20 protein-coding genes are annotated in these 22,322 nt (G+C 36.1%); 8 read left to right on the forward strand and 12 right to left on the reverse strand.

Annotated features, from left to right (window positions below):
- Nucleotides 1–152 precede the first annotated feature (152 nt).
- From L866_RS0100760 to citD, 5 genes are all read right to left on the reverse strand, one after another.
- Complete coding sequence (locus L866_RS0100760) at nucleotides 153–2,453, reverse strand: glycoside hydrolase family 31 protein (RefSeq protein WP_245578419.1); 2,301 nt, start codon at nucleotides 2,451–2,453, stop codon at nucleotides 153–155.
- 229 nt (nucleotides 2,454–2,682) lie between these two features.
- A complete protein-coding gene (locus L866_RS0100765) occupies nucleotides 2,683–3,978 on the reverse strand; it encodes a 2-hydroxycarboxylate transporter family protein (RefSeq protein WP_025728190.1) in 1,296 nt (431 codons plus the stop codon).
- Nucleotides 3,979–4,008: 30 nt separating this feature from the next.
- Nucleotides 4,009–5,553, reverse strand: coding sequence for a citrate lyase subunit alpha (citF, locus tag L866_RS0100770; protein ID WP_025728192.1), 1,545 nt, complete (start codon nucleotides 5,551–5,553; stop codon nucleotides 4,009–4,011).
- Complete coding sequence (locus tag L866_RS0100775) at nucleotides 5,550–6,443, reverse strand: HpcH/HpaI aldolase/citrate lyase family protein (protein ID WP_025728194.1); 894 nt, start codon at nucleotides 6,441–6,443, stop codon at nucleotides 5,550–5,552. Before L866_RS0100775 ends, citF begins: the two co-directional genes overlap by 4 nt.
- Nucleotides 6,440–6,733, reverse strand: a complete 294-nt coding sequence (citD, locus tag L866_RS0100780) for a citrate lyase acyl carrier protein (protein ID WP_025728196.1) — start codon at nucleotides 6,731–6,733, stop codon at nucleotides 6,440–6,442. Before citD ends, L866_RS0100775 begins: the two co-directional genes overlap by 4 nt.
- A gap of 212 nt (nucleotides 6,734–6,945) precedes the next feature.
- On the opposite strand from citD, the gene citC reads away from it, so the two are divergent.
- On the forward strand, nucleotides 6,946–7,971 hold the full coding sequence (gene citC, locus L866_RS0100785; RefSeq protein ID WP_025728198.1) for a [citrate (pro-3S)-lyase] ligase: 1,026 nt from the start codon (nucleotides 6,946–6,948) through the stop codon (nucleotides 7,969–7,971).
- Nucleotides 7,964–8,452 carry a citrate lyase holo-[acyl-carrier protein] synthase gene (gene citX, locus L866_RS0100790; RefSeq protein WP_025728200.1) on the forward strand — a complete coding sequence of 163 codons (489 nt, stop codon included), beginning with the start codon at nucleotides 7,964–7,966 and terminating at the stop codon, nucleotides 8,450–8,452. The genes citC and citX overlap by 8 nt, the downstream gene beginning before the upstream one ends.
- A gap of 31 nt (nucleotides 8,453–8,483) precedes the next feature.
- Here citX and citG read toward each other — a convergent pair whose 3' ends face one another.
- From citG to L866_RS0100805, 3 genes are all read right to left on the reverse strand, one after another.
- Nucleotides 8,484–9,302, reverse strand: a complete 819-nt coding sequence (citG, locus tag L866_RS0100795) for a triphosphoribosyl-dephospho-CoA synthase CitG (RefSeq protein ID WP_025728202.1) — start codon at nucleotides 9,300–9,302, stop codon at nucleotides 8,484–8,486.
- Complete coding sequence (locus tag L866_RS0100800) at nucleotides 9,295–9,990, reverse strand: GntR family transcriptional regulator (protein WP_025728204.1); 696 nt, start codon at nucleotides 9,988–9,990, stop codon at nucleotides 9,295–9,297. The genes citG and L866_RS0100800 overlap by 8 nt, the downstream gene beginning before the upstream one ends.
- Before the next feature lie 124 nt (nucleotides 9,991–10,114).
- The gene (locus L866_RS0100805; RefSeq protein ID WP_025728206.1) at nucleotides 10,115–11,209 is read right to left on the reverse strand and encodes a CdaR family transcriptional regulator; all 1,095 of its coding nucleotides are present in this window, start codon (nucleotides 11,207–11,209) and stop codon (nucleotides 10,115–10,117) included.
- A 154-nt stretch (nucleotides 11,210–11,363) separates the two neighbouring features.
- Between L866_RS0100805 and L866_RS0100810 the strand changes: the two genes are divergently transcribed.
- The 5 genes from L866_RS0100810 to L866_RS0100830 all read left to right on the forward strand — a co-directional run bounded on the left by L866_RS0100810 (nucleotide 11,364) and on the right by L866_RS0100830 (nucleotide 16,998).
- On the forward strand, nucleotides 11,364–12,500 hold the full coding sequence (locus L866_RS0100810; RefSeq protein WP_025728208.1) for a glycerate kinase family protein: 1,137 nt from the start codon (nucleotides 11,364–11,366) through the stop codon (nucleotides 12,498–12,500).
- A gap of 32 nt (nucleotides 12,501–12,532) precedes the next feature.
- The gene (locus L866_RS0100815) at nucleotides 12,533–13,798 is read left to right on the forward strand and encodes a GntP family permease (protein ID WP_025728210.1); all 1,266 of its coding nucleotides are present in this window, start codon (nucleotides 12,533–12,535) and stop codon (nucleotides 13,796–13,798) included.
- A gap of 309 nt (nucleotides 13,799–14,107) precedes the next feature.
- The gene (locus L866_RS0100820; RefSeq protein WP_025728212.1) at nucleotides 14,108–15,172 is read left to right on the forward strand and encodes an AEC family transporter; all 1,065 of its coding nucleotides are present in this window, start codon (nucleotides 14,108–14,110) and stop codon (nucleotides 15,170–15,172) included.
- A 15-nt stretch (nucleotides 15,173–15,187) separates the two neighbouring features.
- Nucleotides 15,188–16,186: a 2-hydroxyacid dehydrogenase gene (locus L866_RS0100825; RefSeq protein ID WP_025728214.1), complete on the forward strand. Its 999-nt coding sequence runs from the start codon at nucleotides 15,188–15,190 to the stop codon at nucleotides 16,184–16,186.
- A 215-nt stretch (nucleotides 16,187–16,401) separates the two neighbouring features.
- Nucleotides 16,402–16,998 (forward strand): nitroreductase family protein, encoded by a 597-nt coding sequence (locus L866_RS0100830; protein ID WP_025728216.1) that lies wholly within the window; start codon nucleotides 16,402–16,404, stop codon nucleotides 16,996–16,998.
- Nucleotides 16,999–17,207: 209 nt separating this feature from the next.
- Here L866_RS0100830 and L866_RS0100835 read toward each other — a convergent pair whose 3' ends face one another.
- From L866_RS0100835 to L866_RS0100850, 4 genes are read right to left on the reverse strand one after another with little or no spacing between them, the layout of a single operon-like run.
- A complete protein-coding gene (locus tag L866_RS0100835) occupies nucleotides 17,208–18,614 on the reverse strand; it encodes a TIGR00366 family protein (protein ID WP_025728218.1) in 1,407 nt (468 codons plus the stop codon).
- A gap of 4 nt (nucleotides 18,615–18,618) precedes the next feature.
- The gene (locus L866_RS0100840; protein ID WP_025728220.1) at nucleotides 18,619–19,263 is read right to left on the reverse strand and encodes a 3-oxoacid CoA-transferase subunit B; all 645 of its coding nucleotides are present in this window, start codon (nucleotides 19,261–19,263) and stop codon (nucleotides 18,619–18,621) included.
- A 2-nt stretch (nucleotides 19,264–19,265) separates the two neighbouring features.
- Nucleotides 19,266–19,925 (reverse strand): CoA transferase subunit A, encoded by a 660-nt coding sequence (locus L866_RS0100845; RefSeq protein ID WP_025728222.1) that lies wholly within the window; start codon nucleotides 19,923–19,925, stop codon nucleotides 19,266–19,268.
- Entirely contained in the window at nucleotides 19,915–21,102 is a 1,188-nt protein-coding gene (locus L866_RS0100850; RefSeq protein WP_025728224.1) for an acetyl-CoA C-acetyltransferase, read from the reverse strand. Before L866_RS0100850 ends, L866_RS0100845 begins: the two co-directional genes overlap by 11 nt.
- A gap of 107 nt (nucleotides 21,103–21,209) precedes the next feature.
- Here L866_RS0100850 and L866_RS0100855 point away from each other — a divergent pair, with 107 nt between their 5' ends.
- Entirely contained in the window at nucleotides 21,210–22,187 is a 978-nt protein-coding gene (locus L866_RS0100855; RefSeq protein ID WP_025728226.1) for a LysR family transcriptional regulator, read from the forward strand.
- Nucleotides 22,188–22,322: the final 135 nt, after the last annotated feature.

Below are 22,322 nucleotides of genomic sequence, written 5' to 3' on the forward strand. Positions count from 1 at the left end.
AAGCAAATCCCCTTTTTCTCTTAAAGGTTATTCACTTTCTTAAACTTTTAAATTTTATTCACTTTTTCAACCTGTTTTTTTATGCTACTTTTTATTTAATAATACTTTTTTAGTTTGCTGACTTTCAAATAAATCTATATTAATTTAACTCATTAACTTTCTTCCACATATAACCACTCGAACAAAATCCCATACACTTCTTCAGATACGATGTTTTTAATAGACGCTAGGAAACTCATCGTATTTGATCGGTTTGAAAATTTCCCTAAAATTTCATGTTTTAAATCATATGGCATGTTAGCTTGTTTCAGAAAATCAAATACACATGTATCAATTGATTGGTGCGCTACCAGTTTCATTCCTGGCAATTTGATTATTTGGTTACTCCATTCGATTGAATCGATTGTTAATTCATTTTTTAACGCATCATAGTACATATTTTGTTCTAAACTCATCGTTTGATCCCATTCTATGCCATGAATCATTATTTTATTTTTTCGTTCAGTTATTGGTTGTGACACCTTTAATTGAATATCACGTCGTTGCCAATTGAATTCTAAAGTAGTTTCAATCCGTTGCTTATCTGCTTGTTCTATTAGAGTAAATTGATTATCTGCTCCTGGATAAAGGTGCCATGTTATTTTTTGCGGAAGCTCATTTGACGGTGTATGTAATGCATTTTCGTCCATTGGAACAATCGCACCCGCTCTCATAAATAACGGTATTTCATTTAATTGACGATAAATATTTAAGTGAACATTCCCTTGATAACGGCGACCACTTGTTGCATCAAACCATATCCCCTCAGGCAACCAAACGGTCTCTTTTGCATGATGAGTCACTGCATCTACTGGATGAGTCATTGGTAGTACAATCATTTCTGAGCCAAAATAATACTCATTTGGCACGTGATATGATGCTTCTTGATAAGGATATTCATAGTACATCGGACGTATAAGTGGTAAGCCCGCTTCATGGGTTTGTACATTCATTGTATACAAATACGGAAGCAATTGATGGCGTAACAATAAATAGTCTTGCATCATTTCTTGAATCATCGGTGGTTGTTCCCATGGCTCTTTATTCATAAATGGACTGTTTGAACTGTGTAATCGATTAATTGGATTAAATACCCCATATTGAACCCAACGAATGAGTAGCTCAGGGTCATGGGTCCCGTGCATATGCCCACCAATGTCATGACTCCACCAACTGTATCCTATATTTGATGCCGTCGCGGTAAAATAAGGTTGAAACTGCAACGATTCCCACGTTGTAAACGTATCGCCTGAAAATCCAATGGGGTAGCGATGACTACCTGGTCCAGCATACCGTGATAAAATAATGTCTTGCTGTTGCTTACGTTGTACATCATGATAATGGTAGTGATTTAATAACCACAGTGGATCAATGCCATCACTCGCCCCAATACCACCTTGTTGCCAATCAATCCACCAAAAATCAACTCCTTGTTGTTCCAGTGGATGGTGAACTAATTCAAAATAAGCTGAACGAAATGCTGGATTGCTCATATCAAAAACAGCTGGCTCTTCAATCGATTGATTTAGTCCTAAGCGCTTTGCTACTTCTGGGTACATGGTCTCGAATCCACGAATGCCTGAAGCAGGGTGTACATTTAAAGTGACTTTTAGTTGGCGATCTTTTAACTCTTTTAGAAATTGTTCTGGATTTGGGAACAGTTCGTTATTCCACGTATAGCCCGTCCAACCACTTCCATATTTAGGATCAACTTGAGTAATATGCCAATCCATATCAATAACACTTACCGATAAAGGAATATGCGCTGCTTTAAATCGATCCATTAAATCAACATATTCATCTGCTCGATAAGCCCAATAGCGACTCCACCAGTTGCCTAATGCATAACGTGGAAGTAGTGGTGTAGGCCCAGTTAACCGATAATAATCCCTTAGTGCTCGTTTATAGTCACGACCATATGCAAAGAAGTACAAGTCCACCGTTTCCTTAGAACGTGCTTGAATACTTTCCCCTTCTTCATATACTATCGCAGAAGTTGAATCATCTAAAATCGCAAATCCTTCTTTCGAAAGAATCCCATTATCTAGTTCAACCGCACCATCGCTTTCGTCCAGCGTTCGAGCCGTTCCTTTTAGATTGGCCGGTTGATCGCCATAACGCCACCGATTCCCATAAGGTGTTAAATTATTTTTTACATCGATATACAATCCCGCCGGACTAAACATTTGTTTGTCATAATATAAGTGGAAAAAATCACCAATAATTTCTAATCGATTCGTTTCATCAATCACATGCACTTTCGTTTGATCTAATGCTCGATTGACAACGACTTGGGTTGACTCATCTGTAAATTCACCTTGCGGATGATACTCCATACGAATGAGTGAATCTGTTAAAATCGAGAAACGATAGGTTGTTCCCGAAATGATAGTTGGTTCCATACGAAATTCCATTCCTTTCTACATCTTTTCTCACTATTAGTCTATCAATCTCCCTTATAAAAGTACACGATTTTCTGGCTGCTTCACTGTTTATTAATCAACAATTGAAACCGTGTTCCTATCATTCATTACTTCAATCTGTGCTAATACTATTAAGCGTCTCCGATTGCATCCACACAAAAAAAGACGAAGCTCTTTTCAGAGTCTTCGTCTCGTCGATTTTCTAATAGTTGCTTACTTATTATAGTAAGAATGAGAAAATAATTGATCCAATAATTAAAACAATTGCCCCACCTAAACGTGAAGATAATTGAGCATAAGCCATTAAGTCCATACGGTCAGCGGCACCTAATACTGCTAAGTCCCCTGAACCACCACGGTTAGCCATACATAATCCTGCTGTAACAGCTGAATCAATTGGATAGAATCCAACTAAGTAACCAATACCAGCTGAACCTAAAATCGCTCCTAATACAACGGCAATCGCAATAATCATGTTTTGGAATGATAAAGCGGCAATTAATTCGTTAATATCTAAGTCAACACCTACACCAACCATGATAATTAATACTAAATATTTAGAGAAGAATGATTGTAGACGTTTTGCTCCAGCACGTAAGTTTCCTGGAATAACGCCTGTCGCTGCTAAGATAACGACGAAAATAATCATGTACGCTAATGTATGAATTTTTACACCAAAGATTTCTGGTAATACTAATTGACTCATAATTAAACCGAATCCGTATGATGCTAAACCTAAAACAAGTCCACCAGCAACGTCAATTAATTCAGCTTTATGTGATTCTTCACTTGTATCAAAGGCTGCATTTTTATCGCGGATAATTGTCTTTTTATCCCCTGTTAATCCTTTAAATTTAGCGCCAAGTCCATTTAATAATGAAGCAAAGATAATCGCAAAAATATTCGCAATAGTTAAGATAATAATAGCAAATTGATAGTATTCTTCTGGTTCTCTACCTGTTACGTCACCATAAATTTGTGATAATGGCACCGCACCACCACCGTTACCTCCACCCATAACTGGAAGAACGTAGTTTAAAATAATTTCAGATGGTGAAATACCAAAAATTAGACCAGTTAAAACGCCAAGTAACATGGCTCCACCTAAACCACCTAAAATTGCTGGAATATATCCAATAAAGCTTTTAATCAAAATTTTACGGTTTAATGATAATACACTACCTGCAATTAAAACAACGATGAACATTGTTAAAAAGTTTACTTCAGATGTGAAATCATCAATCGCTGTTGCATACATTTCTGGTAATATTTTAAAATGAACCATTAATGCTGTTCCTAGGAAGGCCGCTACAATACCGCCCCCAATGTACTTGTTCCAAATTGGGATACGTTCCCCAATTTCATATAACGGAATACCAATCGCAAACATCACGATTAATGTATTCGGCATATCTGTTCCAAATGTTTCTGTGAATATTCCAAGTAGCCCAATTAAAATCGCGCCAAGTGCAATATACCACTGCATACCGTATAACTTCAGTTCTTTCTTTTCCATGTAATAATTCCCCCTTTTTTTATTGTTTTATTACCCTTTTAATTTGCGAATTACATCGATTAGTGTTCCATCACGATATTCAACTAACGCTACGACTTCATCATCGTATTCAATATCTTTCGGTTCACCCACAATGCCATACGCGATGTTACGTAATTCTTCGATGGTTACTAATGGTAAGTCAGTTTCTTTTAGTGATTCAATTAAGTCTTGACGACGTGGGTTAACAGCTACCCCATATTCTGTCACGACGATATCGATGCTTTCTCCAGGCGTTGTAACAGATGTTACACGATCACGAATCGTTGTTAAACGTCCACGGATTAATGGAGCAACGATAATACTTACTTTCGCACCTGCTGCTGTATCCACGTGTCCACCTGGTGCTCCTTGAATCGTTCCATCTGATCCAACTACTACGTTAACGTTGAAATCTGTATCAACTTCTAACGCTCCTAAGATAACGTAATCTAATTTGTTAACATATGCACCTTTATTCAATGGATTAGCATATTCAGATGTTGTAATTTCAAAGTGATTTGGTGTTTCATGAACTGATTCAACCCCAGCAATATCAAAGTCTTGTGTATCCGCAATTTTACGAATATAGCCTTCTTTTAATAGGTCTACCATTGGTTTAACAATTCCACCTAATGCAAATCCCATTTTAATATCGCGCTCAATCATATATTTTTTCAAGAATGGTGTAACAGCTAAACTTGCACCACCAGCACCTGTTTGGAATGAAAATCCGTCTTTAAACCATTCTGTATTTACCACACATTTAGCAGCATATTCTGCAATTTTTAGTTCGCGTGGGTTATCCGTTACACGAATTGAGTTAGCGGCGATTTTACTTGAATCTCCAACTTGGTCTACTTTAACGACATAATCTACATCGATTCCTTTAATTGAGTAAGGATGGTTTGGATATGGTACTAATGTGTCTGTAATGACTACCACTTTATCAGCATATTGAGCATCTACTGCAGAATAACTTAAAACACCACAGTCTGATTTACCGCCTTTACCAGATGCGTTACCATACTCATCACTTGTTGGTGCCCCGATAAACGCTACATCAATTTTTACTTGGCCTGTTTCAATGGCACGTACACGTCCACCGTGGGAACGAATCCATGCTGGATGTTTTAATTTTCCTGAAGAAATCGCATTACCAATTTCATCACGAACACCTGAAGATGAGATGCGTGTAATAGTACCATCTTCGATTAATGGAACAAGCGAAGCTTGTGCTTTTCCTAAAGAAGAAGCTACTAAAAAGATATCTTTAATTCCCATTTCTTTAATAACATCAAATACCATTGATGTCGTATAGTCACCATTTCTAAAATGATGATGGAAAGAAATAGCCATACCGTCTTTTAAGCCTACTTTTTCTAACGCTTCACGAATGCTATTTAATACTTTTGTTTCTTTTGGATTAACGTGTCCTTTCACAGTTGGTGCTGCTTTTGTATATTCATAATCATCGCGATAAAAGGCACCTTGAAAGACTTCAATTCCATCGACTAAAAATTCTTCTGGGATATCACGATTTACTTGATTCTTCATACTAGATCTCCTTTATACTTATTAGCGGCTTGAGCTAATTTTAGAATACGTTTAGCACCTTCCACGTGGGCAATATCAACCATTTTTCCGTCGATAATTAATACCCCAATACCCGCTTCTTCACTTTCTTTTACACCTTTAACGATATTAATCGCACGATCAATTTCATTTTGAGTTGGTGTAAATACGTCATGAATTGTTGCAATTTGTTTTGGTGAAATAATTGATTTACCATCAAATCCCATATTTTTGATTAATTTTGTTTCTTCGCGTAATGAATCAAAATCATCAAGATCTGTATACACACTGTCAAATGCCATAACACCTGCAGCGCGAGCAGCTACAACGATTTGTGAGCGAGCGTAAAATAATTCTTCACCCGTTTTTGTTTCAATTGCTTGCATTGTTCTTCTGTAGTCACCTGCACTTAATGCAATACCCATCATACGAGGAGTAGATGAAGCAATATCGTACGCATTGATTAATCCAAGTGGTGATTCAATCGCTGCCATAATCATTGTCGAACCAAATGGCACGTTAAATTCTTTTTCTGCTTCACCCATTAATTTTTCAACGAGTAGCACTTGATCGACTGTTTCGGTCATCGGTAAACGAATACCTTCCGCTCCACCAGCAATCGCTGCACGAATATCTTCTTTATAATATGGTGTATGTGGCTCATTAATACGAACCCAACGTTCTACTCCCATATAGTCGATTGATTTTAATGTATGATACAGTTGAATCCGTGCTGAATCTTTCTCACGTGGTGATACCGCATCCTCTAAGTCTAAAATCACTGTATCTGGTTGATACACATAAGCGTCTTTAATTAATGAAGCGCGTTGTGCATTCAGGAACATCATTGTTCGTCTTGTTCGTTTTATCATAGTTTTGTCCCCCATGGTAAATTATCTGACATATCGCTCGCACGTAAGACCGCAGTCTGTACACGTGCACGTAATGTACAATCTAAAGCACCTTGATCTTGAATGACAAATGTCCCTTTCTTCACTTCTAATTGATTTAATACCTCTTCAACTGTTGCACGAATTTGCTCACCATATTGGGCTTCAACGACGCTTTTAATTGAAATTGATAACGTTTCAGCTGGTTCAATCATTACTTGTGCATCACTTGACTCTAAAGTTCCTGCTATTGCAGAATGCATTAATTCCATTAATATGACTCCTCTCTTTCACATTATTTTTTATTTATGATATAGTTACACAAAGATTGTGTTTTTTCTAACAAACTAAATATATATCTCGTAAGCGTTACAGTCAACGAAACACGTCTGAAAAACACACCTGAAAAACACTTATGAATTTACTAGGTTGTATGATAAAATGCAGTCAGATTGTACTCGTCCTATTTCGAAAGGAGTCTCTAATGATTAAAAAATTATATATTCATGACATTGAATCTGACCGAATTTCATGGGAAAATTTATTAAAAGAAGCCAATTTACGAATCGAACAATCCATTGAAGAAGTGTTTGGTTTATTTGATCAAAACCGCTTAGTGGCAACAGCTTCTCGCTATCACAATATTATTAAATGTGTAGCTGTCGCAGCAGATGTTCAAGGTGGTTCCTACTTTAATGAACTAATTTCACATTTAATGAATCGTAATTTTGAGAAAGGATACTCAAAGCATTATGTCTACACTAAGCCAGAAAGTCAGACTGCTTTTGAGTTTCTTGGTTTCCAGCGCATTGAAGCTATTGACTCGCATCTCGTATTTATGGAACGAGCAATTAATGGTTTTCCAGCGTATTTAGAACACTTAAAAAACCAGCGTGTTAATGCTCAATCGATTGCTGCAATTGTGATGGACGCTAACCCTTTTACATTAGGCCATCAATTTCTAATCCAAACAGCCGCTGCCCGTCATGATCACGTCTTCATTTTTGTTTTAAGTGAAGATCAAAGTGTATTCCCTGCCGATGTTCGTAAACAATTAGTTATCGCAGGTACTCAACATTTAGAGCATGTAACTGTCCTTTCTACGGATAACTATATGGTTTCACATGCTACTTTTCCGTCTTACTTTTTAAATGAGAATACTGATGTTACTTCTATTCAGGCACGTTTAGATGCTCGAGTTTTTGCTTATCATATTGCACCTGTACTTAATATAACAACACGTTATGTTGGAGAAGAGCCTTTTTCACAAGCTACTCAACTATATAATGAAGCGATGAAAAAAGAGTTTGCCGGTCACTTAAATCTTGAAATTATTCCAAGAAAAACAGTTAACGAGCACATTATCTCTGCCACAACGGTGCGCCAATATCTTGCTACTGATCAATTGGGACAAGTCGCTGAATTTGTCCCTCAAACGACTTACAATTGGTTACTAACAGATGATGGTCAGGCCGTCATTCAACGGATTAAGGAGCAAACTCATGGATAATTTATCTGTTACTTTAGAAGAGATGCTCGATCAACGTGAACGACGAGCCTATTGGATTCAACAAATGGTTGAACACCATCCCGAACACACTGTTATTAGTTTTAAATTAAATATCCCAGGTCCAGAAAAAAATAATGATCTCTATCTTTTTGCATTTGAAGAGGGGCTTAAACAAATCTCTGCAGCACAAATTCAAATCGATTGGCGCCATTTAAAAACTGGACCGGAAGCCATTTTGACTTATCCGAAAGACATTCAAATGACTAAAAAGGATATGGTAGCTATTGAAGAACATTTTGCCTTAGGAAGATTATATGATTTAGATGTGGTGGGTGCCAATCGTCAAACGCTCAACCTTGCACCTCGCCAATGTCTTATTTGTCAACGTCCTGCTCATGAATGTAGTCGTAATCGAACACATCAAGTGCATGAGATTGTCGAACAAATTAATCACCTGATAATGGCATATCGTACGACATAAAACAAAAAAGCACATTGATTCCTCACTCGAATCAATGTGCTTTTGTTATTTTGTTCCATTCGGTTTCGTAAGCGTGTAAAAATATGGATAAAGCTAATAAATCCGCTGATCCACCAGGGTTTAAATTTTTACGAATAAATTGTTGATTCATCTCAATTAAATGTTGATCTAAATCATTATAGGTTTGCTGAGCTAATTGTTGCCCAAATTTCAACCCTTCAATTCCACCTCGTTTAATCATGTTCGAATCATTATTCCAAGCAATGAGCTGCAATAAAGCTTTCTTTTGATTCGTCTTGGCTGGTCCTTTTTCACGCAAAATAGGAAGCGCCACATCAAATACAAGAGGCAATCCTTCTTCTACTTCTCCTCTGATTCCAGTAAATCCGTATTGTTGGTACACTTTCTCACCATGCGTACGAAATGATTGAAGAGTGGCTAATTCTCGTTGCACTATGCCTTTTGTCATTTCTTTAACAGCTAATCGAACATCCTCTAGTCGCGGTTGATTGAAATAGCCCATCGCCGCTAGTACAATCCCATATAAGAAGTTAGCTCCTTTATGTGTATTCACCTCATGCGTTGATTGAAACATGTTTCTTTCGTTTTCCATCCCCACTTCACGAATTCGGTTAAACAAATCCGAAAGATTCGATTGATGATGACAGCCTAATTCATAATAACGATAAAAGCCTGGCATCAATGCAAAGGCGCTATCAATAAACATGTCATAATCCATATCTGTATGTGATCCACAATCAACCGGATCAACCAATCCAGGTTTCGGATATAAACTTGCTTCTTGAATCAATGATTTCACTGCTAATTGAATGAGACGATTTTTATGCATTTTTTAGCTCCTCATCCATTTCTAAAATAATGAATTCTTTTGAATTATACAAATGGGATGTAATCATTTTCTCTAGCGCATCAAAGTTTTTATGGCGCATAAAATTAAAAATCAAACGGTGCTCTTCAATCGCCAGTTGCCTTCGATCGTCTGACATCAATGAGATATCTCTAAACCGTGTCAAATAATCATGTAATTTGGTTTGAATCGACTCCAAATGAGGCATATCCGCAAATTTATAAATCATCGTATTAAAATCTTTAGATAAGTCAATCACTCGTTGCACTTCGCCATGACTTTGGGCTTCTTCTGCTTGGCTTAATAAATGGTCCATTTGCTCAGCACGTTCTTTTGTCATTGCTTTCGCTGCATTAACGCTTGCTAAAATATCTAGCGCTACTCGAATTTGATAAATTTCATCCACATCTTTTTCTGTAACGCGTGTCACCATAATACCAAAGTTCGGCACATGCTTCACAATTCCTTCGTCTTGCAATCGATGTAAAGCCACTCGAATAGGAGTTCGACTCACATTTAACTCTTTTGCATAGACTTTCTCATTAATACGAACACCCATGGGAATGACCCCTTTTATAATCGCTGTACGTAACCCTTCATAAATGTTTTCGTATAATGGCTTATTTTGGTTTAAGTTAATTAACTTGACAACTTCTTGCATATACTCCATCTCATTCTCTCCTTCTACGTCTTTTCAAGCTTAATTTGTCTCATATATCCTGTTACTTTAAGAAGATTAGGACGAGATTCAATTGCTATCAGAATAGCATATTTTAAAGTGATTGGGAATATACTCATCTGCTATGTCGTTGTATTTTAGTTGCTACATACAATAAAACAGCATCTTTAAACTCTCTCGGATTTTTCCCACTCTTCTTCAAAATTTGATTAAGCTTATACTGAATTGTATTTTTATGCAAATAAAGAGATTTACTCGTCTGTTCTAACGACATATTTGTTTCATAATATACTTTTAATAACGCTACGTCTTCTGATGATAACTGTTTAATTATCTTTTGACAGAACGCTTCTTTGGTCTGTTCACTAATCGCCGCTAAAACAATTTCTAAAGACAAGTCATCATAATGTGCTAAGCTTTCTGAATGCTCATTTAAACTTTCCTCTGCTATTATCGCCGTTTCATATGATTTATTCAAATAATTGATATGATAACTCTTTCCGACAGCAACTCGTATACTTCCCCCCATTTCGTTTATTTTTTGTTTGATTTTGTATTCATTTTGATGAAATGACCAATCGTCAATTATAGCGATATACTTATTTGGATAATTGAATAAGTATAACGTTGTTGGTTGATTATCTAATATTTGTTTTAATTGAGTATGTATTTTACTATATTCTGTTTCATTTTGCTTCGTTAAAACTTGAATAATCAAAACTTTTTTTAAGGTATCTGTTTTCACCCTCAAATCATTTAAACATTGCTCTAAATACGTTCGATCCATCACTGTATTTTCGATTAATGATCTAACGACAAAAGACATTTTTTCTTCTAACGATCGACTATGCTCATTCATTTCTTTTTCTTTGATCAATAGTTTAGTCACTTTTTCAAGAAGTTGCGCGTATTTTCTAACTTCATCTGGGTGTCCAGAAATACCAATGACTGCTAATACTTTTCGATCATTTAAAATGGGCATATTAATTCCTTGTTGCGTACCTGTATAACTATTATCTGAATTCACTTCAATGGTTGATTGTGATAAAAATGCTTGATATCCCACCTCATGATACATGCCAATCCGATGCTTATCCGTACTGGCAAAAATTATACCCGATGCATTAATAAAATTGATGTGCTTGCCACAAATATCTTTTAATGTATTAACTATCTCTTGCGCAAGACATTTATCAATTTTAGCAGTCATATTCTTCACCTCATGTGTATACTACCATATAATGTTACCGCTAACAAAAAAATCTAGTGTTTCGTTCAAATTTATAGTAACTCTACTATTTAAAAAAAAACGGCATTTGTTATATTAAGAGTACATTGTTCAAAAAATAATTAGGAGGGTATTTATGAAAATCGTTGCAGCCATTGATTCGTTTAAAGGAAGCTTATCGTCATTAGCAGCTGGTCAAGCTGTTGCAGAAAGTATTCATCGTGTAGAACCTGACGCAGAAGTTGTGATTTGTCCATTAGCGGACGGCGGAGAAGGTACAGTTGATGCCTTAGTTCATGGGATGAATGGGATTTTAAAAAATGTATCCGTTACAGGACCGCTTGGCCACTCAGTTACCGCTCAATACGGTATAATTCCACCACATAATATAGCAGTTATTGAAATGTCTAGTGCAGCTGGTCTTACCCTAGTGCCAACCGAACAACGTCATCCATTTAACACAACGACTTATGGAGTTGGTGAACTTATTAAGCACGCCATCCAAGAGGGGTGTCGCCGTTTTATTATTGGAATCGGCGGAAGCGCAACTAACGATGGGGGGGTTGGCATGCTACAAGCTTTAGGTTATGAATTTTTAGATGAACAAGCTGCCCCTATCTCTCTTGGCGCTATCGGATTAAAAGATCTAGCTACTATTCGTACCAATCATGCCATTCCCGAATTAGCATCGTGCGAATTTCGAATTGCTTGCGACGTTAATAATGAATTATATGGAACAAACGGTGCTAGTGCGGTTTACGGTCCACAAAAAGGAGCTTCTGCCGAGATGGTGAAACAAATGGACAGCTGGCTCAAACACTATGCCCAAATCGCCCAAGAAACTGTGCCATCTGCTGATCCACTATTTCCAGGAACCGGTGCTGCTGGAGGATTAGGTTTTGCGTTTTTAACGTTTCTTAATGCTTCTCTTGAATCTGGTATCACTATCATTTTGGAAGAAACAAAATTAGAAGCGCACTTAAAAGATGCTGATCTTGTTTTTACTGGTGAAGGTAAACTAGATGCTCAAACAACGATGGGAAAAGCTCCTATTGGCGTGGCACGACTCGCTAAAAAACATCACTTACCTGTTGTAGCAGTTGCAGGAATTGTTACAGAAGAAGCTTATCAGTGTACTCATCATGGGATTGATGCTATTTTCCCGATTTTAAGAGAGATTGTTACTGTTGATGATGCCATACAAATAGACTATGCAAAAAAGAATTTATCTTATACAAGTGAACAGATTTTCCGTTTATGGCGGTCTAAATAAACCTGTATATTAATTGGAAGGAGCAATTAAAAATGACTATTGAATTTACAACACTTGGTGTATTAATTGGGATGGCCTTAGCTATTTTTTTAATTATAAAACAAGTCACACCTGCATATAGTTTAATTTTGGGAGCTTTAGTTGGTGGAGTAATTGGGAGTGGTGATCTAGCATTAACCGTCACCACAATGATTAGCGGGTCGCAAAGTATGATTCCTTCTGTCTTACGTATTATGACTTCAGGTATACTAGCCGGTTGTTTAATTAAAACAGGGGCCGCCGAAAAAATTGCTGAAGTTATTGTGACCAAAATGGGACAAACAAAAGCGATTATGGCGGTTGCGCTCGCTACTATGTTAATTTGTTCCGTAGGGGTATTTATTGATATTTCCGTCATTACAGTCGCTCCGATTGCTCTAGCAATTGGGAAAAAAGCTGGTTATAACAAGCCATCGCTACTTTTAGCGATGATTGGTGGCGGTAAAGCCGGAAACATTATCTCACCTAACCCCAATACGATTGCCGTGTCAGAAGGTTTTAAATTAGATCTTACTGCACTAATCATTCGAAATATGATCCCTGCCATAGTTGCGTTACTCATTACCATCCTTTTAGCGACTATTTTAACCAAAAAACAAGGGACACTAGTAGATGAAAAAGATTTAGAAAAAGGCGATCAAAAAAATTTACCTTCATTTTTACAAGCTATTTTAGGGCCACTTACCGTCGTTATGTTACTGTCACTGCGTCCTATTTTTAGCGTCGTAATTGATCCATTAATCGCTCTCCCAACTGGTGGAATCATTTGTACACTTGTTTGTGGTCAACTTAAACAACTCAAATCATTTGCTGAATTTGGTTTAGGAAAAGTAATCGGTGTCTGTATTTTATTAATTGGAACAGGAACCATTGCAGGGGTGATTAAAGCTTCCAGCTTACAAGCAGATGTTATTCATTTATTGGCGATGACCAATATGCCGGCGTTTATTCTTGCTCCTATTTCCGGTATTCTGATGGGCGCGGCTACTGCTTCAACTACAGCTGGAGCGACAATTGCTGCTCAAACCTTCTCAGTACCCTTGTTAGATGCAGGGATTCCTGCTGTATCTGCTGGTGCCATGATTCACGCCGGTGCCACTGTGCTAGATTCTTTACCACATGGTTCTTTCTTTCACGCAACTGGTGGCGCAACGAATATGACTATTAAAGAACGTATGCAATTGATTCCTTACGAAGCATTAGTGGGTTTAACTAGTACTCTTGTTGCGACTGTTTTATACATGCTATTTACTCATTAATCTTTTTTAAATACTTCCCTGTTTATCAAAAAAGCCAACCGCATCCGATCGGTTGGCTTTTCTTTTTGTAAAAAACAATTTTTTAAGTGGTGTGATCATTTCAAGCAACTATCTTTCTAGATTCATTTTTATCAATGTTTATAAGCGTTTTATATTGAAAATATCTTTTATTACTTATTCTTTTTTTGCTTCCTAAATATTTTACAGATTTTATATTTCTTTAACCCCACTCAATAGCCCCCCAATCTATTATTGTATATTTCAATTCATTTGTGTATAATAACCCTATTAAATCAAAGGAGGACACTTATGAATATTTTAGAAGTGTTTATTAAAACATTAGAAACACCACAAATTAATACTGCAATTATTGCAAGTTTAGCCATTATTTTATTGGGGTATGCTTGTCGAAAAAGAGGTATATTCGATGCAACAACTGGTAAAACATTAACGAAAGTCGTTCTAACTTTATCACTGCCTGCATTGGCTTATAACGCATTTATGTCGGATATCAATCCTGAAACGTTTAATAACGGAATGGGCTTGCTCATCTGGGGCATCTTAATGTATCCTATTTTAATTGCTCTAACGATTCCTATTTATAAAAATTATCAAGGGGATGAAAAAACAGCATTACGTGTTCTATCCATTTTAGGCTCAACCACTTTCTTTGGTATTCCTATAGTAACTGCAATATACGGTCCACAAGGTACTTTATATGCTTCCATTTTCAATATTGGCTATCGTATTTTCTTATACTCTTATGGTTATATCAAGATGAGTGGCCTACCAATGAAGAAAGAAAATATTAAGCAAATGTTTTTAAATCCAATTGTTTTGGCGACTTTCTTTGGTCTATTTGTATGGATCACTCAAGCTCACTTACCACAAGTGATGGTGATGACAGAAGTAGATGGACAAATGGTCGAAAAGTCCGTTGCATTTCTTCGTATTGATCATACTTTGCCACAATTGTACCAAATTTTTAAATACTTAGGTGGACTAGCATCACCACTCGCATGGTTAGCAATTGGTTCAACATTAGGCGCTGTTAGCTTTAAAGAAGCTTTTTCTGATCAAAAAACATGGTACTATACACTTGTTAAGCTATTGTTCATTCCTGCCATCAATATTGCTATTTTATTTGTATTAAGTCTATTCAATTTCCCAATTAGTTTGATTGGATTAGGAACGGTTGTCATTATGATGGCTACCCCTCCCGCAACAGTTGCTGTAGCTTATGCAATTAGTTTTGATCGTGACGCATTATTAGCATCTAACGCATCACTTTTATCTACATTAGGCGCTGTTATTATGGCACCTATTTGGATTGTTATTATTGAATTAATTGGCCAATTTGGCTGGTTTGTATAGAAAGAAGGTAGCTTGATGACTTTAAAAATTGTAGCGTACGGTGTTCGTTCAAACGAAGTGCCATTTTTCAACGAATTAAACCACTATCAATTTGAATTAACTTTAATCGAAGATTTATTAACACATGACAATATTGATACAACAATCGGACAAGATGCTGTCTTGTTACGTGGAAACTGTGTCGCTGATCGTCAGAATTTAGAACAAATGAAAGAAAATGGTGTTCAATACGTTTTCACTCGAACAGTCGGCTTCAATCACATTGATATTGAAGCTTGCCATGAACTTGGACTTAAAACTGCTCGCGTACCCGCTTATTCACCTAATTCAGTTGCTGAATTATCATTGACCTTAGCTATGATGTTATTACGTCATACAGCTTACACTACGAACCAAACACGCCAATATGATTTTCGCGTAGACGCAGAAATGTTTAGTAAAGAAATTCGCAATTGTACCGTGGGCATTATTGGTACAGGCAAAATTGGCTTGACGGAAGCTCGCCTATTCAAAGGATTAGGTGCTACCGTGTTAGGATACGATCCTTACCCAAGCGAAGAAGCTAAAACGGTAGTACAATTTTTTTCATTAGACGAATTACTCCATTCATCGGATATTGTTAGTCTTCATGTACCATACTTTAAAGGGCAAAATGATCAATTCGTCAACGCAGATTTCCTAGCAAAAATGAAAGACGATGCCATTTTGATTAATACGGCTCGTGGAGAATTACAAGATAACCAAGCCATTTATGATGCGTTGACATCTAATCAACTAGGTGGATTTGGAACAGATGTCTTTGCTAACGAAGCATCCACCTTCTTTAAACAATTTGATCAAGGAGAAGACCTACCTGATCCATCAATTCGTCAACTAGTTGATTTATATCCTAAAGTATTAGTTACACCTCACGTTGGCTCGAATACAGACGAAGCATTAAAAAACATGATTGAAACATCTTACGAAAACTTTCATGATGTATTAACAACCGGAACAACAGTCAACGCTATTTAATTTTTTATATAAACATTAGCCAAGTTGATCATCGACTTGGCTTTTTTTATTCTAATTGAATCATCATATCGCACTGTAATAGGCTTTATCACTCATTCAATAAGTTTTTAATTCACCTCAAAAAAATTATTTGTTTCGTGAGCATAATATTTTACTAATGATTAAAAACTAGGTATACTCAAATAGTACTAAATCGAACAAAGGTGGTTATAAATATGTCAAACTTTTTAGAAGCAATCAAAAATCGTCGTTCTATCTACGCTTTAGGACGCAATGTCAACTTATCAGAATCAGAAATCGAATCAATCATTAAAGAAGCTGTTAAGCAAAGCCCAACAGCCTTCAACGCTCAATCTCCACGTGTTTTAATCTTATTTGGAGAAGCTCATGACAAATTATGGGAAATGACTGAAGAAGCATTAAAACCTTTAATGCCAGCAGAAGCTTTCCCAAGTACACAAGAAAAATTAGCTGGATTTAAAGCTGGTTTCGGTACAGCATTGTTCTTCACACATACAGATACTGTTAAAGGTTTACAAGAACAATTCGCATTATATGCAGAAAACTTCCCAATCTGGGCAGAACAATCAAATGGTATCGCTACAGCCAATGCATGGACTGCATTAACTGAAGCTGGTTTAGGTGCCAACTTACAACATTACAACCCAGTAATTGACGAAGCCGTTGCATCAGAATGGAACGTTCCTTCAAACTGGAAATTACGTTCACAATTAGTATTCGGCTCAAAAGAAGCTGAAGCTGGTGAAAAAGAATTCTTAAGTGATGAAGACCGTTTCATGGTTGTTAAATAATTAAAACTAAAATATAAAAAACGACAGATATTAATATCTGTCGTTTTTTTAGTGTTCATCTTTTGATAGCTCACTCATTCAAAATGGGCATCTGATTATATTTGTGATAAAATAAAATCGTCGTTTGTGATACACATTAACCTATTTTACGGATAGATGATGGAAGTGTATCACAAACGTCGATTTTTATTAAACGAGATTATTCAGTTTTAAATGAATAATAAGTATCCAATAACAATTAAACTTACGATTAAAACGCAAGGAATTGTATATGCAACGATTTGATTAAATTTAAGTTTGAAATTAGCTAAATAAGATAGTGCCCAGAATGGTACGATTAAGTTTGTAGTAGCATCACCCATTTGGTAAGCTTGTAAGATTTTACCGAAATCTGTACCAATTTCAAGTGTAGCTGGAATTAAGTAAGGCGCTTCGATTACGAATTTTGAACCACCAGATGGCACAGCGATATTTAATAATGCTGAGTAGATGTAAGCAAAAACTGGCCATGTTGTTTGGTTAGATACACTAACAAACAAATCAGAAATTACTAATCCTAATCCACTGTGTTCAATCATACCGAATATCCCTGCATAAAACGGAAATTGTAGCACTAATCCCCAAGAAGAAATAACACCCTCTTTGAATAGTTGTCCATAATATTCAGGTCCTTGTTGCGCACAAAGTAACAATCCTAAACCAAGGAATAAAAAGTTGAAACGGTTTAAGTCTAATCCTGCCACCCCAACTTGTGAGAGATGGTACAGACTGAAACCAAACATAATACCACCTGTCAAATACATTACAATACGTGAACCATTCATTTTTTCAGCAGGTGTATTACGTGGAATAATAATTCCTTGACTACTTGTTTGGCTATTCATATAAATTTCATTATCAATTTCAATGATGCTATCTTCATTTTTAGGATGAGCAACATAAGCGAAAATTAACGGAACTGTCATACATACAATAAGTAATGTAATGAATTGAACGTTCAATACACTCTCTGTTAACGGAATAGAAACTGGTGTTAAATCTTTGTATGCTTCAGAAACAGAATTAATTAAATAGTTAGGTGTAGCTGAGTATAAAACCGCAGCCCCTGAAATACCTGATGTAGCTGGTAAAAATGTGAAGAATAGCGTTGACACGAATAATGGTGTATGAATTTTAACGCCTTTTTTACGAGCTTGTACTAATAATTCTTTCCCAAAAACGATCGCAACCATCATACCTAATCCCCAATGGATAAATCCAAAAACAGATCCAATAATAACTGCAAAAATGAAAAATTGCGCACGTGTTTGAGGGATTTGAGCTAATTTTTTGAATAACTTTTGAGCTGGTGGTGAGCTGGCTACAGCGTTACCCGTTGCTAATAAGATTGACATTTGCATTGCAAAGGATAATAATCCCCAAAATCCGTCAATCCATCCGTTAATCACTCCGTTTTGAGTTGGTGTATCTACAAGAGTAGCATCAGTAAATACTAATGATAAAATCGCTACTAAAAATGTCAGTATAAAACAAATGAAAAGTGATTCTGGCATCCATTTCATGAAACCGTTAATATAACGATCCATCAAAGAGGGTTTAGTTGTTTCTTTGTTCATTCAATTAACCTCCTACCTTATTGATTAGAGGAGCCTCTGTAGCGTTTTGTACATCTTCAAATGTATAACTTGGATTCAATTCAGTTACTGCAATACCTTCAGGTGTTACTTCCATTACTGCCATTTCTGTAATAATTAAATCTACTGCATTAGTAGCTGTTAGTGGAAGCGTACATTCATTTAAGATTTTAACGTTTCCTTTATTTGTATGTTCCATCGCTACGATAACTTTTTTCGCACCTGTTAATAAATCCATAGCGCCACCCATTCCTGGAGCCATTTTTCCTGGAATTAAATAGTTAGCGATATTTCCTTTAGCATCAACTTGTAATGCACCAAGAACAGTTAAGTCAACGTGTCCACCACGAATAATTCCAAATGATAAAGCACTGTCAAAGAATGCTCCTCCAGGAACGATAGTAGATGGTGCACCACCAGCGTTGGCAATATGTGGATCAAAATTTTCTTCTGTTGGTGAAGGTCCTAAACCAACAAAGCCGTTTTCTGATTGGAACATCACTTGTTTATCCTCTGAAATAAAGTTTGCAACCATTGTAGGTAAACCAATTCCTAAGTTTACTACAAAGCCATCTTCTAATTCTTGGGCTACCCTTTTAGCAATATACTCTTTAATTGCCATTTTATCCATTTTTAATCATCCTCTCTTTGAACGATTGCGTCGACAAAAATACCTGGAACGTGAACAGCATCTTGGCTCATTTCACCAACAGATACAACTTGTTCGGCTTCAACCACTACATAATCAGCTGCAGTAGCCATAACGTTATTAAAGTTTTGAGTAGAACCATGGAAAGACATATTTCCAAAAGTATCCACAGTATTCGCAAATAAAAGTGCTACGTCTGCATGAAGTGGTTCTTCTAACAGATAATCACGTTCTTTAATCGTGATAATTTGTTTTCCAACTGCTACTTCTGTTCCGACACCTGTTGGCGTTAAAACACCACCTAGTCCAAAACCTGCAGCACGGATTTTTTCAGCTAAAGTCCCTTGTGGAACTAAAACAACTTCAGTTTCACCGGCAAACATTTGACGACCTGTCTCTTTGTTTGTACCAATATGAGTAGCGTAGACTTTCTTAACTAATTTATTAGCAATTAGTAATCCAGTACTTTTATCAACAAAACCAGTATCATTACTGATTAATGTAATATCTTTAATGTTGTGGTCAATTAAGGCTTGAATTAATTGGTCAGGAGCGCCAACACCTAAAAAACCACCGATCATAATAGTTGAGCCATCTTTTATTTTAGAAATTGCTTGTTCGAATGATGTTAATTTATTTTTCATAGTTTTTCACCACCAATGAGATTCCTTGTCCGCCACCAATACATAAAGTAGCTAAACCATAAGTTCCAGAACGTTTTTTCAATTCATGAACAAGTGTTACAAGAATACGCGCACCACTCGCTCCGATTGGATGTCCTAATGCGATTGCACCACCGTTAACATTTACTTTAGCAGGATCTAATTGTAAATCTTGCATAACAGCCATTGCTTGAGAAGCGAACGCTTCATTTGCTTCAACTAAATCAAGATCTTCAACTGTGATATTTGCTTTTTCAAGCGCTTTTTGAGAAGCAGGAATTGGGCCTAATCCCATAACAGTAGGGTCAACTCCGGCACTTGCATAAGATTGAATTGTAACTAGAGGAGTCATACCTAATTCTTCTGCTTTTTCTTTGCTCATAAGAACTAATATTGCAGCTCCATCATTGATTCCTGATGCATTTCCAGCGGTAACCGTACCTTCTTTAGTGAACGCAGGACGTAATTTATTTAAGCTTTCGATTGTTGCACCGAGACGTGGATATTCATCTTCACTGAAGATTAAATCATCACCTTTTCTCTTAGGAATAGTGATTGGAATAATTTCTTCTTTGAATCTTCCATTTTTCAAAGCTTCTTCAGCTTTCTTTTGACTATTTAATGCAAACTCATCTTGAGCTTCTCGAGTCCAACCATATTGTTGAGCAATATTTTCTGCAGTAATTCCCATATGATAGTTATTGAATGAATCAGTTAAACCATCAGATAATAATGTATCTACAGCAGATTGGTTACCCATTCTGTAACCCCAACGTGCATTAGGTAAAACATAAGGTGAACGACTCATATTTTCTGTACCACCAACAACAACGACATCGGCATCTCCAAGTAAAATGCTTTGTGCTCCTAAAACAACGCTTTTTAAACCTGATCCACAAACCTTGTTTACTGTAAATGCAGTTTTTTCAACAGGGATACCTGTTTTAACAGCGATTTGTCGAGCAACGTTTTGTCCTAAACCAGCACTCAAAACATTCCCAATAATGACTTCATCAACTAATTCTGGACTTAGTTGAATTTTCTTTAAAGTTTCTTTCAATACAGATGTAGCTAAATCGACTGCCTCGATTCCCTTAAATGTACCACCAAAACTTCCTATAGGTGTTCTTTGTGCAGCAACAATGACAACTTCTTTCATTTTCATCACCTCTCATATTTGATAGCTAAAGTGTAACCGATTGCAATTTGAAAAGCGACAACATTCATGTTATTGTTATGTATAACAACTTGTTATAGGAGGTCAAAATGAACACTTCACACTTAGAATATTTTGTCACAATTGTTGAGTCTGATTTTAATTTAACCGTTGCTGCAAAAAAATTATTTATCTCGCAACCGGCACTTAGTAACTTTATTGTTCGCTTTGAACAATTAGAAGGTATTGAGGTTTTTATTCGTCGCAATGGACGTAATATTGCACTAACAGCTGCAGGTGAATTACTTTATCAAAATGCTAAAGAGATATTAGCTCTGTACAACCAAACAATGGATAGCATTCATGAACTTGCCCGGTTCCCTAGCGGATCGATTCGTATTGGTATTCCACCACTTGTTTTGAGTGTGCTTTTCACGAAAGTTTTGTCTAAACTAATTTCGATTAATCCTAATATTAAATTTGAGGTCGTGGAAAATGGGGCGCATGAACTCACTTCGAAGCTCGAACAAGAAACAATTGATATTGCCATAATCTTGCATCCTCATGAAGTTAATTTAAAATATTACCATGAAATTGTTTTGTTTGAAGACAATTTAATGGGTTATGTTAATCAACAACATCATTTAGCACATCTTAACAGACCTTTAAAATGGTCAGACATTAAGACGTGCGAACTAGTCACATTCAATGATCATTTTTTAATTCGACATCATCTAAATCATAAATTTGAGGAATTAAATATTGCACCAAAAATCATCAGTGAATCGAGTTCATGGGACTTTTTACTTGAAATGGTCAGATATTCTGATGTGTTGACTATTCTACCGCGCCCTCTAGAAAAATTTATCAATCACTCAAATATACAGTGTGTTCCTTTCGAAAATCCGATTCCATGGAAAGTAATTATGTTAATTCCTAAGAAAAAACATTATACGTTGATTGAGTTATATATTTTGCAAAGTATGTTTGAGTATTTTAATACCGGACAACTTGTTGATAGTATTAATGATTTCAAAGGAAAAAATACACAAACTTCTACCAGTGATTTCTTTGAAAACTTTAAATAAATTTAATAATGGTAGAAAATTTTGTTATACTTTATTTGCTCAAAATTTATACACATTATAATATACTGTGTAGGGCGCTCAAAAATTGTTAAATATAACTTAAAAACAGTTTAAATTTTTAATCAATTCTGCATT

Source organism: Atopobacter phocae ATCC BAA-285, from assembly GCF_000526675.1.
GTDB classification, from domain to species: Bacteria; Bacillota; Bacilli; order Lactobacillales; family Aerococcaceae; genus Atopobacter; species Atopobacter phocae.

Coding starts and splice junctions, on each gene's coding strand:
- L866_RS0100760 (WP_245578419.1), bottom strand. CDS start 2,453: ATGGAATTTCGTATGGAACCAACTATCATTTCGGGAACAACCTATCGT.
- L866_RS0100765 (WP_025728190.1), bottom strand. CDS start 3,978: ATGGAAAAGAAAGAACTGAAGTTATACGGTATGCAGTGGTATATTGCA.
- citF (WP_025728192.1), bottom strand. CDS start 5,553: ATGAAGAATCAAGTAAATCGTGATATCCCAGAAGAATTTTTAGTCGAT.
- L866_RS0100775 (WP_025728194.1), bottom strand. CDS start 6,443: ATGATAAAACGAACAAGACGAACAATGATGTTCCTGAATGCACAACGC.
- citD (WP_025728196.1), bottom strand. CDS start 6,733: ATGGAATTAATGCATTCTGCAATAGCAGGAACTTTAGAGTCAAGTGAT.
- citC (WP_025728198.1), top strand. CDS start 6,946: ATGATTAAAAAATTATATATTCATGACATTGAATCTGACCGAATTTCA.
- citX (WP_025728200.1), top strand. CDS start 7,964: ATGGATAATTTATCTGTTACTTTAGAAGAGATGCTCGATCAACGTGAA.
- citG (WP_025728202.1), bottom strand. CDS start 9,302: ATGCATAAAAATCGTCTCATTCAATTAGCAGTGAAATCATTGATTCAA.
- L866_RS0100800 (WP_025728204.1), bottom strand. CDS start 9,990: ATGGAGTATATGCAAGAAGTTGTCAAGTTAATTAACTTAAACCAAAAT.
- L866_RS0100805 (WP_025728206.1), bottom strand. CDS start 11,209: ATGACTGCTAAAATTGATAAATGTCTTGCGCAAGAGATAGTTAATACA.
- L866_RS0100810 (WP_025728208.1), top strand. CDS start 11,364: ATGAAAATCGTTGCAGCCATTGATTCGTTTAAAGGAAGCTTATCGTCA.
- L866_RS0100815 (WP_025728210.1), top strand. CDS start 12,533: ATGACTATTGAATTTACAACACTTGGTGTATTAATTGGGATGGCCTTA.
- L866_RS0100820 (WP_025728212.1), top strand. CDS start 14,108: ATGAATATTTTAGAAGTGTTTATTAAAACATTAGAAACACCACAAATT.
- L866_RS0100825 (WP_025728214.1), top strand. CDS start 15,188: ATGACTTTAAAAATTGTAGCGTACGGTGTTCGTTCAAACGAAGTGCCA.
- L866_RS0100830 (WP_025728216.1), top strand. CDS start 16,402: ATGTCAAACTTTTTAGAAGCAATCAAAAATCGTCGTTCTATCTACGCT.
- L866_RS0100835 (WP_025728218.1), bottom strand. CDS start 18,614: ATGAACAAAGAAACAACTAAACCCTCTTTGATGGATCGTTATATTAAC.
- L866_RS0100840 (WP_025728220.1), bottom strand. CDS start 19,263: ATGGATAAAATGGCAATTAAAGAGTATATTGCTAAAAGGGTAGCCCAA.
- L866_RS0100845 (WP_025728222.1), bottom strand. CDS start 19,925: ATGAAAAATAAATTAACATCATTCGAACAAGCAATTTCTAAAATAAAA.
- L866_RS0100850 (WP_025728224.1), bottom strand. CDS start 21,102: ATGAAAGAAGTTGTCATTGTTGCTGCACAAAGAACACCTATAGGAAGT.
- L866_RS0100855 (WP_025728226.1), top strand. CDS start 21,210: ATGAACACTTCACACTTAGAATATTTTGTCACAATTGTTGAGTCTGAT.